We start from the raw sequence: 14,933 nt of genomic DNA on the forward strand, positions 1-14,933 counted from the left end.
ATCCGCCGGGCACCGACGACCCCGGCTCGGAAGAACCACGAGGAGAATCCCCATGCGCAAATGGCTGCCCCTGACGGCGGTGTGCATCGGGGCGTTCATGCTGCTGGTCGACGTCACGATCGTGACCGTCGCCCTCCCGGACATGGCCGCCGCCCTGCACACCGGTTTCTCGGGGCTCCAGTGGGTGATGGACATCTACGCCCTCGCCCTCGCCGCCCTGCTGCTCGGCTCCGGCTCCCTCGCCGACCGGATCGGCCGCCGCCGCGTCTACCTCGGCGGGCTCGTGCTCTTCGCCGGCGCCTCCCTCGTCTGCGGACTGGCCGACGGGCCGGGCGCGCTGATCGCCTTCCGTGCCGTCCAGGGCATCGGCGGCGCGGCGATGGCCGCCACCTCCATGGCCCTGCTCAGCGCCTCCTACCAGGGCCGTGACCGCGGGGTGGCCTTCGGCGTCTGGGGCGCGGTCAACGGCGCCGCCGCGGCGGCCGGGCCGATCGTCGGCGGGCTGCTCACCGAGCACTTCGGCTGGCGCTGGATCTTCTTCATCAACCTGCCGCTGTGCGCCCTCGCCGTGTTCGTGACCCTCAGGGTGGTGACCGAGTCCCGCGACCCGCGGGCCCAGGGGCTGGACCTGCCCGGCATGGCCGCCTTCACCGTCGGGGCCGGCGCCCTCACGTACGCGCTGATCCGGGCCGGTGAGGACGGCTGGACCTCGCCCGCCACCCTGGGGCTGTTCGCCCTGGCGGCGGTCGCCTTCGCCGCCTTCGTCGTCGTCGAGCTGCGCGGCTCCCGCCCGATGCTGGACCTCTCGCTGTTCCGCAGCCCGGTCTTCGGGGCGGTCATGACCGCCGGACTGCTGACCTCCGGGGCGGCGTTCTCGTACCTGATGTACGTCTCCCTGTGGCTGCAGTCCGCCGAGGGGATGAGCCCGGTGGGCGCCGGCCTGGCGCTGGTGCCGATGAGCCTGGCGGCCTTCGTCGTCGCGGCGGTGGCCGGACGGCTGCTGCACGGGGTCTCCGCGCGGCTGACCATCGGCGGCGGGCTGCTGCTGATCGGCGGGGGCGCGCTGCTCCAGGCGTGGATGCTCGACGCCGGCGACAGCTGGCCCGCGCTGGTGCCGGGGCTGGCGCTGACGGGTGTCGGGGTGGGCGTGTCGATGCCGGCGCTGGCGGCCACCGCGATGGGGGCGGTGCCGGCGGCCCGGGCGGGCATGGCCGGAGGCGTGCTGAACACCTCGCGGCAGCTGGGCACGGCCCTGGGCATCGCGGTGCTGGGCGGTGTCTTCCACGCCGGGCTGGCGGACGGGCTCGACGGGCAGCCGGCCGCCACCGCCGACGCCCTGGCCTCCGGCGGCGCGGGGCGGCTGCTGGCGACAGTGCCGGGGGCGCGGTCCTGGGTGGACGCGGCGTTCGCGAGCGGGCTGGGGGAGACGTTCGTGGTCTCGGGGGCGCTGGGCCTGGCCGGCGGCGTGGCGGTCCTCCTCCTGATCCCCCGCCGGCCGGCTCCCGCCGCCGCCCGGCCGGTGGCCCCCGTCCCGGCCCAGGCCTCCGGCCAGGCCTCCGGTCAGGCCGAGGACGGCGAGCCGGCCCGGCCGTAGCCGGAGGCGCGGGGCGTCGGTGGGGCTGCCGCCGCGCGGGGCCGGGAGACGGCTCCGCGCGGCGGAGCGATGGGCGGACCAGGAGGGTGAACCTCCGAACACCTGGCGCATGGCGCCCCTTCCGGACCCCGGCAGCCTCCTAGGCTGCCCCGCGGACACCGCCGCTCCCGCGAGAAACGGACCCTCCATGCGCCTTCGCTCCACCGCCACAGCCGCCGCACTCCTCGCCGCCGCGCTGGTCCTGCCCACCGCCGGCCAGTCCCTGGCCAGCGACCCCGACCACGACCACGGCACCCTCGGCGAAATCCACTACCGCTTCACGGACGACGACGGCGACGTCCGCCACGGCACGATCGAGCCCGCCGACAACGACACCTGCTACCGCCTGACCGGCACCTCCCGCAACCGCCCGGCCTTCGCGGTGCAGAACGACACGGACTCGCTGGCCCTCGTCTTCCGGGACAGCAGCTGCGGCGGCGAGGCCCAGGAGGTGCTGCGGCCGGGCGAGCGGGCGCACGACCTGAACGCCCGCTCGGTCTTCCTCAAGCCCACCGACGACCACCACCACGGCCGCCACGACCGCGACGACCGTGACGACGACTGGGGTGACGAGGACCGCGCCCGGCCCCGCCAGGAGCGCGGCAAGGACCGCGTCGTGTTCGACAAGGCCTACCTCGACGCGGCGTTCCGCTCGATCGGCTGACCCGCGGCCGCCGATCCGCCGCCGCATGGGACAGGGCCGCCCGGGGAGGTTTCCTCCCGGGCGGCCCCGTGGTTTCAGCGGTTCAGCCGTGGTTCACTTCCCGCCCCGAGGGGTCAGAAGGTGAGCTTCCAGCTGTCGATCTTGCCGGTGTCCAGGCTGGCGTTGTCGTTCACGCGCAGCTTCCAGACGCCGTTGGCCACCTCGGACGAGGCGTCGACCGTGTAGCTCTTGATGATGTTGTCGGCGCTGCCGCCCGAGCGGTTGTGCAGGTTGTAGACGCTGCCGTCCGGCGCCACCAGGTCGACCTTCAGGTCACCGATGTAGGTGTGCAGGATGTTGACGTCCACCTTGAGGGTGGAGGGCGCGTTGCCCGGGCGGCCGCTCACCGTGATCGGGGACTCGACCGTCGCGTTGTCGTTGATCGCGTAGTCGGTCGTGTTCTCGAAGACGCTCGGCAGCGAGGTGCCGACCGTCCAGGTGAAGGACGCGGTGCCCGTCTTGCCCGCCGAGTCGGTGACGGTGACGGTCACGTTGGACGTGGCCGCGGTGGTCGCCGTGCCGGAGATCAGACCGGTGGAGGAGTTGATCGACAGGCCGGCCGGCAGGCCGGTCGCCGCGTAGGTCAGGGCGCCCGGGTTGGTGCTGGTCGCCTGGACCTGGAGGCTCACCGCGGAGTTGATCTGGGTGTTCTGGTTCGGTATCGCGGTGACGGTGACCCCGTCGTTGATGCGCGGACCGACGTTGATGGCGGCCCAGGCGTTGGCCACGTTGTTGTACGTGGTCGAGCCCGCGCCGTACAGGTCGGCGGCGGCCTTCAGCGTCTGGACGCGGGCGTCGGCGTAGTTGGTGGTCGACTTGAAGTAGCCCACCGTCAGCGCGCGGAACCAGATCTTCGCGGCGGCGTCACGGCCGATCGCGGTGACCGGGAGGCCGTCGGAGGTCGGCGAGTCGTAGCTCACGCCGTTGATGACCTTGGCGCCGGAGCCCTCGGAGGCCAGGTAGAACCAGTGGTTGGCCGGGCCCGAGGAGTAGTGGACGTCGATCGAGCTGATGCCCGAGTACCACGCGTCCTTCGACGCGCCGTCCTTGCTCGGCTTGTCCATGTAGCGCAGCGGGGTGCCGTCGCCGTTGATGTCGATCTTCTCGCCGACGAGGTAGTCGCCCACGTCGGTCGGGTTGTTGGCCCAGAACTCGACCGCGGCGGCCATGATGTCGGAGGTGGCCTCGTTCAGACCGCCGGACTCACCGCTGTAGGTCATGTTGCCGGTGACCGAGGTCAGACCGTGCGTCATCTCGTGCGCGGCGACGTCGATGGAGGTGAGGGGCTTGTTGTTGGCCGTGCCGTCACCGTAGGTCATGCAGAAGCAGGAGTCGTCCCAGAAGGCGTTCACGTACGCGTTGCCGTAGTGGACCCGGCTGTAGGGGGCCACGCCGTCGTTGCGCAGGCCGTTGCGGCCGTGGACGTTCTTGTAGTAGTCCCACGTCAGCTGGGCGCCGTAGGCGGCGTCCGCGCCGGCCGTCTCCTTGTTGGAGGGGAGGCCGTTGCCCCAGACGTCGGTGGTCTTGCTGAACAGCGTGCCGGTGCCGGACGAACCCCCGTTGAGGTTGTACGTCTTGTGGCCGCCCCGGGTGCCGTCGGTCAGCGTGTAGTTGCTGCCGGACAGGGTGGTGCCGAGGGTGACCTGGCCGCTGTACTGCGTGTTGCCCGTGCCCGTCTCGACGGCCTGCCACTGGGTGATCTTCGCGCCGGTCTTGGCGTCGGTGATCACGTGCAGGCGGCTCGGGGTGCCGTCGTCCTGGAGACCGCCGACGACGGTCTCGAAGGCGAGGACCGGGACGCCGGAGCCGGCCCAGATCACCTTGCGGGCGCCCTTGTCGGCCTTGGACTGCTTGGAGCCCGCGGAGTTGGCGGCGGAGACCGCCTGGCCCTCTGCCGTGGCGGTGCTGACCGTGGCGTTGGTGTCCGCGACCTTGATCTCGTGCTGGGTCGCCTTGGTCACGCTCTTGGTGACACCGCCCTTGGCGTGGACCGTCAGGTCGCCGCCGAGCACGGGCAGACCGTCGTAGGTCCGCTCGTAGGTGGTGTGCGTGGTGCCATCGGCGTCCTTGGACACATCACGGACGATCAGCTTCTCGCCGCTGCCGAGGCCGAGCGCCTTGGCGGCCTGCGCGCTGGTCGAGTTGGCCTCGCTGATGAGCGTCGCACGCTCCGAAGCGCTGAGTACGAGGTTGGCCGCGCCCGGGTTGGGCTGGGCGGCCGTGCGGGCCTGCGACGCGGTGGCGTCGGCGGCGGCGGTGGCGGTACCGGCCTGCATACCTACGGCGACCAGGGCCGCCGCGGCTACGAGTGCGCCGGCCGCGGTGGCGCGCCGCTGGGGGGTGGGACTCAACGCAGACTCCTTCTGCAAGGGGGGGTTCCGGATGGCTGGGTGGGCCACCGGGCAGATCAGGGCTGTGCGATGAACGGTCGAAGAGTGCCACCTGGAGTGTCCGATGTCAGGGCCACATCAAAAGGTTGGCTGGAAACGGTTCGTTGTCCGAAGATACGTATCCGGTATCCGAACCATTCACCTTTGTGTGCGAAGGCGGTCCGCAAGCCCTGGAACGGTTGATACCGCTTGCTAACCCTTGGGTAACAAGAGGCCCCGTTCACCCGAACGGCATTTACCGTACGGGTGTTTGTCGTACTGTTTCCCGGTGCGACAGATGTTCGCCGCCCGGGGAAGCGGCGGACATGCGCCACCGACATAGACCACGTGCCAGGGGGGCCCATGAGGCATGTCCATTTTCCTGCGCAAAGAGTGGCCGCGGCGGCCGGTGGTGCGGAAGGAACCCCGGACGCCCCCGCGCGGCGCATCGGTGACAAGGCCCGCTGGTACCTGCCCGCCGCCGTGGGCGCCGACTTCGCCGGCGCCGCCGTCCCCGTGGGCCTGGTCTTCGGCGCGGCCCAGCAGGCCAGGCCCCTGTACTGCGCGCTCGGCGCGGCCCTCGCCTGGGTCGGCGTACAGGCACTGCGCCGACGTTACGCCACCCGCGCGCTCGGAGAATCCCGCGGAGTGCTGCCCGTCGTCCACGACTGGCTGATTCTCATCGGCGTCCTGGCCGTCGCCCGCGTGGTCACGGGGGAGAGCACCCCCCGGCTCGCCGCCCTGGGAGCCCTGCTGCCCGCCCTCCTCATCACCGTCGCCCACCACAAACTGACCTACCATCACCTCTTCGCCGCACGCCGCGAGGCCCAGGCCGTCAGCCGGGTCCTGGTCGTCGGCGAACCCGCCGCCGCCGAACACGTCATCGCCCATCTCGCGGCGCGCACCGACCACCCGTACGTGGTCGTCGGCGTGCTCCCCGTCGGCCAGGGCCCGCTGGAAGGCGGGGTGCCCGTCGCCGCCCGCCTCGCCGCCCGGATGCCCGAGGCGCTGACCGAGGACTCGGCGGCCGTGCTGGGCGCCGTCCGCAGCCACCACGCCGACCTGGTGCTGGTGGTTCCCGGGGCGCGGATCGCGGGGGAGCGGCTGCGCCGGGTCGCGTGGGCGCTGCACGACGAGGGGCTGGAGATGGCGGTGTTCCCCGGGCTGGTGGAGGTCTCCGTCAAGCGCCTGGAGACCCTGTCGGCCGGCGGGCTCGCCGTGCTGCGGGTGGCGCCGCCCGTGCGGCGGGGGGCGCAGACCCTGCTCAAGGCCGTGTTCGACCGGGTCGCCGCGGCGGCCGGACTGCTGCTGCTCTCCCCGCTGTTCCTCGCGCTGGTGCTGGCCATCCGCCTCGGCTCGCGCGGCCCGGCCTTCTACAGCCAGCGCCGGATCGGGCGCGACGGGGTCCCGTTCGTCATGTGGAAGTTCCGCACGATGGTGGTGGACGCCGACCGGCTGAAGTCCGAGCTGTCGGGGGCCAATGAGAACGACGGGCCGATGTTCAAGATGCGCCGCGACCCCCGGGTGACCCGGGTGGGCCGGCTGCTGCGCCGCACCTCGCTCGACGAACTGCCCCAGCTGCTCAACGTCCTGACCGGCAGCATGTCCCTGGTCGGCCCGCGCCCGCCGCTGCCGGAGGAGGTGGCCGAGTACGACGAGGTCGAGCTGCGCCGGCTCACCGTCCGGCCGGGGATGACGGGGCTGTGGCAGATCAGCGGACGCTCCGACCTCTCCTGGGACGAAACGATTCAGCTCGATCTCCAGTACGTGGACAACTGGTCCTTCACCAGCGACGTCGACGTCATGGGCCGTACCCTCCGCGCCGTCGTCGACGGTCGCGGAGCGTACTGAGGGGCCCGGGGTGACGTCAGTCCTGCTCCAGCCACCACCGGTAGGTGGAGGCGATGCCGTCCCGCAGCCCGATGCCGGGCTTCCAGCCGAGCGCGGTCAGGCGGGACACGTCGAGCAGCTTGCGCGGGGTGCCGTCCGGCTTCGAGGTGTCCCAGGCGAGCCGGCCCTCGAAGCCGGTCACCTCGGCGACCGTCTCGGCCAGCTCCCTGATGGTCAGGTCCTCGCCGCAGCCGATGTTGACGGGCTCGTCCCCGTCGTAGCGCTCCAGCAGCACCGCACAGGCGGCCGCCAGGTCGTCGACGTGCAGGAACTCCCGGCGCGGGGTGCCGCTGCCCCACAGGGTGACCTCGTCGCGGCCCTCGGCGGCGGCCTCGTGGAAGCGCCGGACGAGCGCGGGCAGCACGTGCGAGGACTCCAGGTCGAAGTTGTCCCCGGGCCCGTAGAGGTTGGTGGGCATGGCGGAGACGTACGAGGCGCCGTACTGCCTGCGGTACGACTGGACCTGCACGATGCCCGCGATCTTCGCCAGCGCGTAGGCCTCGTTGGTGGGCTCCAGCGGCCCCGTCAGCAGCGCGTCCTCCGTGATGGGCTGCGGGGCGAGCTTGGGGTAGATGCAGGAGGACCCGAGGAACAGCAGCCGGCCCACACCGGCGGCGTGCGCGCCGCCGATCACGCTGAGCTGGATCTTGAGGTTGTCCTCCAGGAACTGCACCGGGTAGGTGCTGTTGGCCATGATGCCGCCGACCTTCGCGGCGGCGAGCACCACGGCGTCGGGGCGGACGTCCCTCAGGTACGCCTCCGTCGCGGCGGCGTCGCGCAGGTCGAGGTCGGCGCGGCCGCGGGTCAGCACCTCGTACCCGTCGGCGGTGAGGCGGCGGACGACCGCGGATCCCACCAGGCCGCGGTGTCCGGCGACGAAGACGCGGGCGTGCGGGGGCAGGAGCGGCTGCGGATTAGTCATACCGCCGATGATGCCAGCCCGCCGACGCGCCCCGGGCCCGGCTTACGCCGTCCCGCCCGCCCCACCACAGACCACACACCGAGGCGAAGCCTCACCCGCAACAGCAACAACGGACCCCAGGGGGACCCATGGGCAAGACCGCACTGATCACCGGCGTCACCGGACAGGACGGCTCGTACCTCGCCGAGCTCCTGCTCTCGAAGGGCTACACGGTGCACGGGCTCGTGCGGCGCTCCTCCAGCTTCAACACGGAGCGGATCGACCACGTCTACCAGGACCCGCAGACGGCGAACCGCTCCTTCGTCCTGCACCACGCCGACCTCTCCGACGGCGTGGCCCTGGTGAACCTGCTGCGCGACATCCGCCCCGACGAGGTCTACAACCTCGGCGCCCAGTCCCATGTCCGGGTCTCCTTCGACGCACCCCTCTACACCGGCGATGTCACCGGCCTCGGCGCGCTGCGCCTGCTGGAGGCCATCCGGGCCAGCGGCGTCGACACCCGCATCTACCAGGCCTCGTCCTCGGAGATGTACGGCTCCACCCCGCCCCCGCAGAACGAGGACACCCCGTTCCACCCGCGCAGCCCGTACGGGGCGGCCAAGGTCTTCGCGTACTGGACCACCGTCAACTACCGCGAGGCGTACGACATGTTCGCCGTCAACGGGATCCTCTTCAACCACGAGTCCCCGCGCCGCGGCGAGACCTTCGTGACCCGGAAGATCACCCGCGCCGTCGCCCGGATCAAGGCCGGCCTCCAGGACCACCTCTACCTCGGCAACCTCGACGCCGTCCGCGACTGGGGCTACGCGCCCGAGTACGTCGAGGCGATGTGGCGCATGCTCCAGCAGGACGAGCCGACCGACTACGTCGTGGCCACCGGAGTCGCCGCCACCGTCCGGGAGTTCGTCGAGTCCTCCTTCACCCGGGCCGGTCTCGACTGGAACGAGCACGTCCGCTACGACCCCAAGTACGAGCGCCCCAGCGAGGTCGACGCCCTCATCGGCGACGCGTCCAAGGCGCGGGAGATCCTCGGCTGGAAGCCGACGGTCCTCGTGCCCGAACTGGCCCGCATCATGGTCGACGCGGACGTCCGACAGGTCGAGGACCAACTGGCGGGCGCCACCGTCCGCATCGACCGCTGAGGCCGTATATTTCGCCTACGATGCGCCTACGTTTTGCATGTCCCGGTCATGTTCGCGGTGCTCTGCGGCCCTGACCGGGGCAAACCTGCCGTGTGTGAAGGGACTTCATCCGCGCCCCATCGGCGTCGGATACACACGGCTGTTCGTACAGTTCCAGCCATCAGACCGGGCGATTGCCCTGGGGGGCCAATGCGTAGATCCAGAGGGCTGACCGCTGCCCTCGTCCTGTCACTGGCCGGCGCCGGCGCCGGCCTGGGGGTGGTGCTGATGCCCTCGGCGTCGGCCCTCACGCCGCCCGTGGCGTTCACGGCCGACGAACTGCCCACCTGGCAGACGAACGGTGTCGTCTTCGCCATGGCCGAGGCGAACGGCACCGTCTTCGCCGGCGGCACCTTCTCGGCCGTCCGCCCGCCCGACGCCGTCGGCGGCGCCGAGCAGGAAGCGGTGAACTTCACGGCGCTCGACGCCGCCACGGGTAACCCCACCCCCTGCAAGCTGTCCTTCACCGTCGGCGACGGCGCCGCCACCGTCCGGGCCCTGACCGTCGCCAAGGACGGCAAGACGCTTTACGCGGGCGGCTACTTCGGCGCCGTCAACGGCACCCCGGTCTCCAGCCTCGCCGCCATCGACATCGCCACCTGCACCCCCAAGGCGTCCTTCCACCCCGGCGTCCCCGCCACCGTGCGCGCGCTCGCCGTCACCGACGACACCCTGTACATCGGCGGCGACTTCGGTACCGTCGAGGGCCAGACGCACGAGCGGTTCGCCGCGGTCGACGCCGCCTCCGGTGCCCTCAAGCCCTTCACCGCCAACGCGGACGAGCCCGGTCGCGCCGTCAAGGTCAGCAACGACGGCAAGAACGTCCTGCTCGGCGGCGACTTCTTCACCGTCAACGGCTCCAACTCGCACGCCCTCGCCGTCGTCGACGCCACCACCGGCGCGGTCACCAAGACGTACTCCAACATCCCCTCGAACTCGGTCGTCAAGGACATAGCCGCCGACGCCACGGGCTACTACACCGCCAACGAGGGCTCCGGCGGCGGCGTCTTCGACGGCCGCATCGGCCTGAACACCGACTTCAACGAGAAGTGGCGCGACCGCTGCCTCGGCGCGACCCAGTTCGTGCTCCCGTACGACGGCGTCCTCTACAGCGCCTCGCACGGCCACGACTGCTCCACCGAGCTGGAGTTCCCCGACGGCAAGCGCAACTTCCTGATGGCGCAGCCCACCGACCACACCGGCACGCCCCCCGCCCCCGTGGACGGCTTCGTGCGCGGCCCCCGCAAGCTCGGCTGGCACCCCACCGCCAACGACGGCATGGACGGCAGCGAGCAGATCGGCCCACGCGTCATGGCCGTCGCCGCCAAGGACGACGTCAAGTACCTCTGGGTCGGCGGCGAGTTCACCCAGATCAACGGAAAGCCGCAGGCGGGCCTCACCCGATTCGCCAACACCGGCGACGTCGGCGCGCCCACCACCCCGGTCGCCAGCGCCGGCAGCACCAAGCCCGGCGAGGTCCAGGTCCGCTGGCGCACCAGCTACGACCAGGACGACAGCAGGCTGACCTACCGGATCTACCGCAACGGCTCGGCCACCCCGATCCAGACCGTGACCGCCGACTCCCTGGAGTTCGAGCGGCCCCAGGCCTCCTGGACCGACACCACCGTCAAGGCCGGCCAGGCCTACACCTACCGGGTGACCGCCACCGACGGCGCCGGCAACACCAGCGCCCTGTCGGCGACCGCGTCCGTGACCGTCCCGACCTCCGCCCAGACCTATCCGGAGACGGTCCGCGCCGACGGCGCCAACCTCTACTGGCGCTACGACGACACCGTCAGCCCGTACGTGGCCGACTCCTCCAACGGAGGCAACACCAGCGGCGTCCAGGTGAGCGCCCCGACGCTGCGCCAGAGCCCCGGCGCCGTCAGCGGCACCAGCACGGCCATGGGCTTCAACGGCACCAGCCAGCAGGTGTACAGCGACCACCGCCAGTTCGTGGGCAGCAGCTTCACCGTCGAGACCTGGTTCAAGACCAACAGCACGCGCGGCGGCAAGCTCATCGGCTTCGGCAACAACACGTCGTCCCTCAGCGGCTCCTACGACAAGCAGCTGTACATGACGAACACCGGCCGCCTCGCCTTCGGCGTCTACAACGGCTCGGCCCGCACCATCACCACGGGCCTGTTCGACACGTACAACGACAACAAGTGGCACCACGTCGTCGGCACCCAGGGCCCGGGCGGCATGGTCCTGTACGTCGACGGCCAGAAGAAGGACACCAACAGCGCCACCACCTCCACCGCGTACGCCGGCTACTGGCACGTCGGCGGCGACGCCCTGGCCAACTGGCCGAACCGCCCGACGAGCACCTTCTTCGCCGGGCAGATCGACGAGACGGCGGTCTACCCGTCTGCACTCACCGCGGCCCAGGTCAAGAGCCACTACGACCTCGCCAAGGCGCCCACCGACACGGTCTCCAAGGTCCCCGCGACCGAGGACACCTACATCAACCAGGGCGCCCCCACCACGGCCTACGGCACCTCCACGCAGCTCGCCGTGCGCGGCACCTCCGCGTACGAGTCGTACCTGCGCTTCACCCTCCCGGCCGCCCCGGCCGGACAGGTCCTCAAGGCCGCCGCGCTCCAGTTCAAGACCTCCACGCAGACCGGCGCCGGCACCGCCGACACCGTCTCCGTGGTCCCGGTCACCGGCACCTGGAGCGGCGCCGGCACGACGTTCACCACCAAGCCCACCCTCGGCACCAGCCCGCTCGGCAGCATCACGGGCGTGCCGGACGGCTCGGCGATCCAGAACGTCGAGCTCGACACCGCCGCGGTCTCCGCGGTGCTGGGCAGCAGCTACAGCCTCGGCCTGACCAGCACGGGCACCGACGCGCTGTGGCTCTGGTCCTCGGAGTCGACCGCCGCGGACGCCGCTCCGCAGCTGATCCTCACCTTCGGCCAGAAGTAACCACCGAGACGCACGGGGCCCGGCGCGACCATCCGCCGGGCCCCGTACGCCTTCCCACCCACGGGAGCCCCCGATGCACCTCCGCTCCGCGACAGCGTCCGCAGCCCTCCTCCTGGCCACCCTCACCCTCACCGGATGCAGCTCCTCCGGCGACACCAAGGCCGACGCCGCCGCGGCCAAGCCGAAGCCGCCGGCCGCCTCACCGGCCCCCGACCCGGCGGACGCCACCGCGCCCCCGGCCACCCCGGACCCGAACGCCAAGCCGACCGGCCCGGTCCTCCCGGACGCGCGGCTCACCCCGAAGACGGGCAGCTTCAAGGCGAACGAGAAGCAGTACCTGAGCGGCCGCGTCCCGGAGAAGACCGACCCGGCGGCCGTCCTCCAGACGGGCCAGGAAACCTGCCAGCGGGTGGAACGCACCGCCAAGCACGACAAGGACGCCGCGGCCGCGTCGATCATCTCGGGCGAGCTGACCGGCGCCAAGGACGCGATCGCCTACCTCTGCCCCGACCAGAAGCCGATCCTGGACACGGCGGAGAAGGGCTTCCCCGACGGCGCCCGCACCAACCCGGCCCCGGGCACCTACCGCGCCCTCACCCAGACCACCACGTGCACCTGGGAAGCCAAGTCCAAGGACGGCGCGGTCCTCGCCTCGGGCCCGGAAACCCCGCCCAAGCCGGGCGACAGGACCACGGCTACGATCCCCGCGGGCGCAGCCACCTTCACCTCGACGAACTGCTACGCCTGGCTCCCGGCGTAACCCCCGCTCCGGTAGACGAACGCCGCCGCACCCACTGGGTCCGGCGGCGTTCGTGTGCCGGAGCGGTTCTCACCCGCTGCGGCCGACGCCGGTGCAGGCCACCGTCACGTCGGCGCCGTACGCCTCGACCTCCGTCTTCGTCCCGGTGGCCGAGCCCGACAGGCACAGCTCGCCGCCCATGACCCGCAGGTCCAGGACGAACCGTGTGGCCTCCCCGCGGTGACCCAGATCGTGGATGCGTCCGTCGGGGTAGCCGGCCCCGTTGAGGGCTTTCCGCACCTGTCGAGGATCTTCCTTGCCCGCGAGGATCTTCGTGAGGCGTTGCGCGTGCAGGCGCCCCTCGCACCTCTCGACCGGGCCCAGCCGTGTCTCGGCGGTGGGACCCGGCTGCGGCGCGCCGGTCGGGGCCGGCGGTGGGCCGAGTGACGGCAGCGGTACCGGGCCGGCGCCCGCGCGCGGCTCCTCAGCGCGGGGCGAGCCGTCTGCGCCCGGGCCGTCCGGCGGAGTGCCCGGATCACAGGCCCGGCCGACTTCCGCCCGCATCTCCATGAAGGCCAGCTCTTCCCTGGTCGTGCTGGAAGGGGATCCGGCACCCGCGGTGCCGCAGGCGGCCAGGGCGAGCGCGCATACCGCCGTTGCGGCGATACCCGACCAGGCGCGCCGAAGGGCGCCGGTCGCGAGAGTGGTCGGCGTCATGGGGGCAGTTTCGGGGGAGGTGGCCGGCCGCGCATGAGTACGGGTACTCATGTCTTTCGGTGGTATTCGTGCGCCACAACCTACTTGGCAGTAGCGGAATTTGACGCCATCTCAGTTCTTGGATGGTGGTTGTGGCGGCTCGTCGGACCCGCTTAATGTCCCGACTCGATCAACCCAAGTGGTTAATTCGAGGGGGGAATTGTGCGGAGATTGACGCTGCCTGCCGTGGCAGCGCTTTCCCTGTCGCTGCTGCTGCCGCAGCAGATCGCCACCGCCGACGGGCTGCCCGAGCAGCCGCTGTCCGGGGCTCAGGCGGAGCAGGTGGGGCCGGGTGTCTACCACCCGGAAACACGGACCTTCGAGGTCATCGAGTCCGATGTGCCCGCCGGTCTGATGGGCCGCAAGCACAGCGTCGTCGCCCCGGGCGGCGGAGGGGCGGCCAGGCCCGAATCGGCGGCGGAAACCCGTCCCGAGATGGGCGTGTTCGGCGCGAGCTGGGAGGCCGAGTTCCTCGGGGGCCAGCTCAACCGCAAGCTGGAGCAGGTGGACGGGGCCGTCGTGGTCACCGACCTGACAGTGAATGAATCGTTCCGGTACGAGTTGACCGACAGCATCGAGTATCCCGGCGGGGGCGGGGTCAACAGCTATGAGGACACCAACGGGTCGAAGGTCACGGAGACGACGAAGTGGGACGGTGCCAAGGGCGCCCTGACCACGACCATCACCGAGACGGTCGCCGGTGACCTGTCCACCGTGGCGTCCGGTGACGACAGGTTCAAAGACGCCGCCGGCCATCCGCTCTCCAACGCGGACCTCGCGCCGACCTTCACCTGGCAGCAGCCTGACGGCTTCACCGGCGCGGACACGTGGCGGGTGACGGGTACGGGCAGCAAGGCCTTCGGTACGAACACCGCCGGTTACGACGCCAAGGGCCGCGTCACCAAGGTGACCACCATCGCCGACACCGAAGGCGTCAGCGACGCACTGGCGGTGTCCTACGCGGACGCGACCACGGCTGCCGGCTCGAACCTCGGCGATTTCAACGGTCTGGTGAAAGAGATCACCCTGACCAGGGGCGATACCACGCAGACGGTCGCCCGCTACGCCTACGACGCCTCCGGAAAGCTCCGCGAGGTCGCCGACCCGTCCCGCGGACCCGAACCGGAAGCCGCGTACACCTACGACGGGCTCGGCCGCGTCGACAGCATCGACTCCCGCCTCAACGGCGCGTGGGATCTCGACTTCGCAGCCGAGGGCGCCTCCCCGGACGCCGTTCCGGACGGACCGCAGGGCCCCGCCGCACAGGCGCCGTTCCAGGGGTCGGCGGGCGTCTCCGACCCGAACGCGACCGGGCCGAAGCCGTCGGAACTCACCGTGCCGGGAGGACCGGAGCGGTCCCAGGCCTACCCGGGCCAGTGCTACACCGCCTACCGGTGGATGTACTACTCCGTCGGCGGATGCGTGGCGTGGGCCGCTCACTACGGCTGGAGGTCGCCGAGCTGGAAGCAGCTCAAGGACGGCAGCTACGTGGTCGGCATCTACTACGACCACTGCACCGACTCGCCCGACCAACCCGGAGGGTACGACTTCCGCTCCGCCTGTGACAGCCACGACTACGGATACGGCCTCATCGGCAACATCTGGACGTCCTACTGGTATTACCTCGACTGGAGCCAGAAGGCATCGGTCGACTGGGAGTTCTGGAACATGACGGCGAACAAGAACTGCAACGGGTACCGGAACAAGGGTGCGTGCCGGAACTGGGCCGGCCTCTACTGGAACGCGGTGCACCGGTGGGGGAATCCGTACAACGGCGTCAAGAACATGCGCTGAGCCCGCCTGCCGACA

The 14,933-nt window shown here is 71.2% G+C and carries 10 protein-coding genes; 7 read left to right on the forward strand and 3 right to left on the reverse strand.

Annotated elements, in window-relative coordinates:
* The first annotated feature begins 52 nt into the window (after nucleotides 1-52).
* Both ACZ5NJ_RS29780 and ACZ5NJ_RS29785 read left to right on the forward strand, forming a co-directional pair.
* Nucleotides 53-1,594, forward strand: coding sequence for an MFS transporter (locus ACZ5NJ_RS29780; RefSeq protein WP_468768791.1), 1,542 nt, complete (start codon nucleotides 53-55; stop codon nucleotides 1,592-1,594).
* A gap of 187 nt (nucleotides 1,595-1,781) precedes the next feature.
* Nucleotides 1,782-2,297, forward strand: coding sequence for a hypothetical protein (locus ACZ5NJ_RS29785; protein WP_468768793.1), 516 nt, complete (start codon nucleotides 1,782-1,784; stop codon nucleotides 2,295-2,297).
* 113 nt (nucleotides 2,298-2,410) lie between these two features.
* On the opposite strand, the gene ACZ5NJ_RS29790 is transcribed toward ACZ5NJ_RS29785, so the two are convergent.
* Complete coding sequence (locus ACZ5NJ_RS29790) at nucleotides 2,411-4,687, reverse strand: M4 family metallopeptidase (RefSeq protein ID WP_468768795.1); 2,277 nt, start codon at nucleotides 4,685-4,687, stop codon at nucleotides 2,411-2,413.
* 381 nt (nucleotides 4,688-5,068) lie between these two features.
* On the opposite strand from ACZ5NJ_RS29790, the gene ACZ5NJ_RS29795 reads away from it, so the two are divergent.
* Nucleotides 5,069-6,556 (forward strand): sugar transferase, encoded by a 1,488-nt coding sequence (locus ACZ5NJ_RS29795; protein ID WP_468768796.1) that lies wholly within the window; start codon nucleotides 5,069-5,071, stop codon nucleotides 6,554-6,556.
* A gap of 16 nt (nucleotides 6,557-6,572) precedes the next feature.
* Here the strand turns inward: ACZ5NJ_RS29795 and ACZ5NJ_RS29800 are convergent, their stop codons facing one another.
* The gene (locus tag ACZ5NJ_RS29800; RefSeq protein ID WP_468768797.1) at nucleotides 6,573-7,517 is read right to left on the reverse strand and encodes a GDP-L-fucose synthase family protein; all 945 of its coding nucleotides are present in this window, start codon (nucleotides 7,515-7,517) and stop codon (nucleotides 6,573-6,575) included.
* A gap of 128 nt (nucleotides 7,518-7,645) precedes the next feature.
* On the opposite strand from ACZ5NJ_RS29800, the gene gmd reads away from it, so the two are divergent.
* The 3 genes from gmd (at nucleotide 7,646) to ACZ5NJ_RS29815 (ending at nucleotide 12,389) form a co-directional block, all read left to right on the forward strand.
* Nucleotides 7,646-8,659, forward strand: a complete 1,014-nt coding sequence (gmd, locus tag ACZ5NJ_RS29805) for a GDP-mannose 4,6-dehydratase (protein ID WP_468768799.1) — start codon at nucleotides 7,646-7,648, stop codon at nucleotides 8,657-8,659.
* Between the two features lie 189 nt (nucleotides 8,660-8,848).
* Complete coding sequence (locus ACZ5NJ_RS29810; protein WP_468768801.1) at nucleotides 8,849-11,629, forward strand: CBM96 family carbohydrate-binding protein; 2,781 nt, start codon at nucleotides 8,849-8,851, stop codon at nucleotides 11,627-11,629.
* 73 nt (nucleotides 11,630-11,702) lie between these two features.
* A complete protein-coding gene (locus tag ACZ5NJ_RS29815) occupies nucleotides 11,703-12,389 on the forward strand; it encodes a hypothetical protein (protein WP_468768802.1) in 687 nt (228 codons plus the stop codon).
* Between the two features lie 69 nt (nucleotides 12,390-12,458).
* Here the strand turns inward: ACZ5NJ_RS29815 and ACZ5NJ_RS29820 are convergent, their stop codons facing one another.
* Nucleotides 12,459-13,085, reverse strand: a complete 627-nt coding sequence (locus tag ACZ5NJ_RS29820; RefSeq protein ID WP_468768803.1) for a hypothetical protein — start codon at nucleotides 13,083-13,085, stop codon at nucleotides 12,459-12,461.
* Nucleotides 13,086-13,310: 225 nt separating this feature from the next.
* Here ACZ5NJ_RS29820 and ACZ5NJ_RS29825 point away from each other — a divergent pair, with 225 nt between their 5' ends.
* Nucleotides 13,311-14,918, forward strand: a complete 1,608-nt coding sequence (locus tag ACZ5NJ_RS29825) for a phospholipase A2 (protein WP_468768804.1) — start codon at nucleotides 13,311-13,313, stop codon at nucleotides 14,916-14,918.
* Nucleotides 14,919-14,933: the final 15 nt, after the last annotated feature.

Source organism: Streptomyces sp. NPDC032091 (assembly GCF_055580265.1).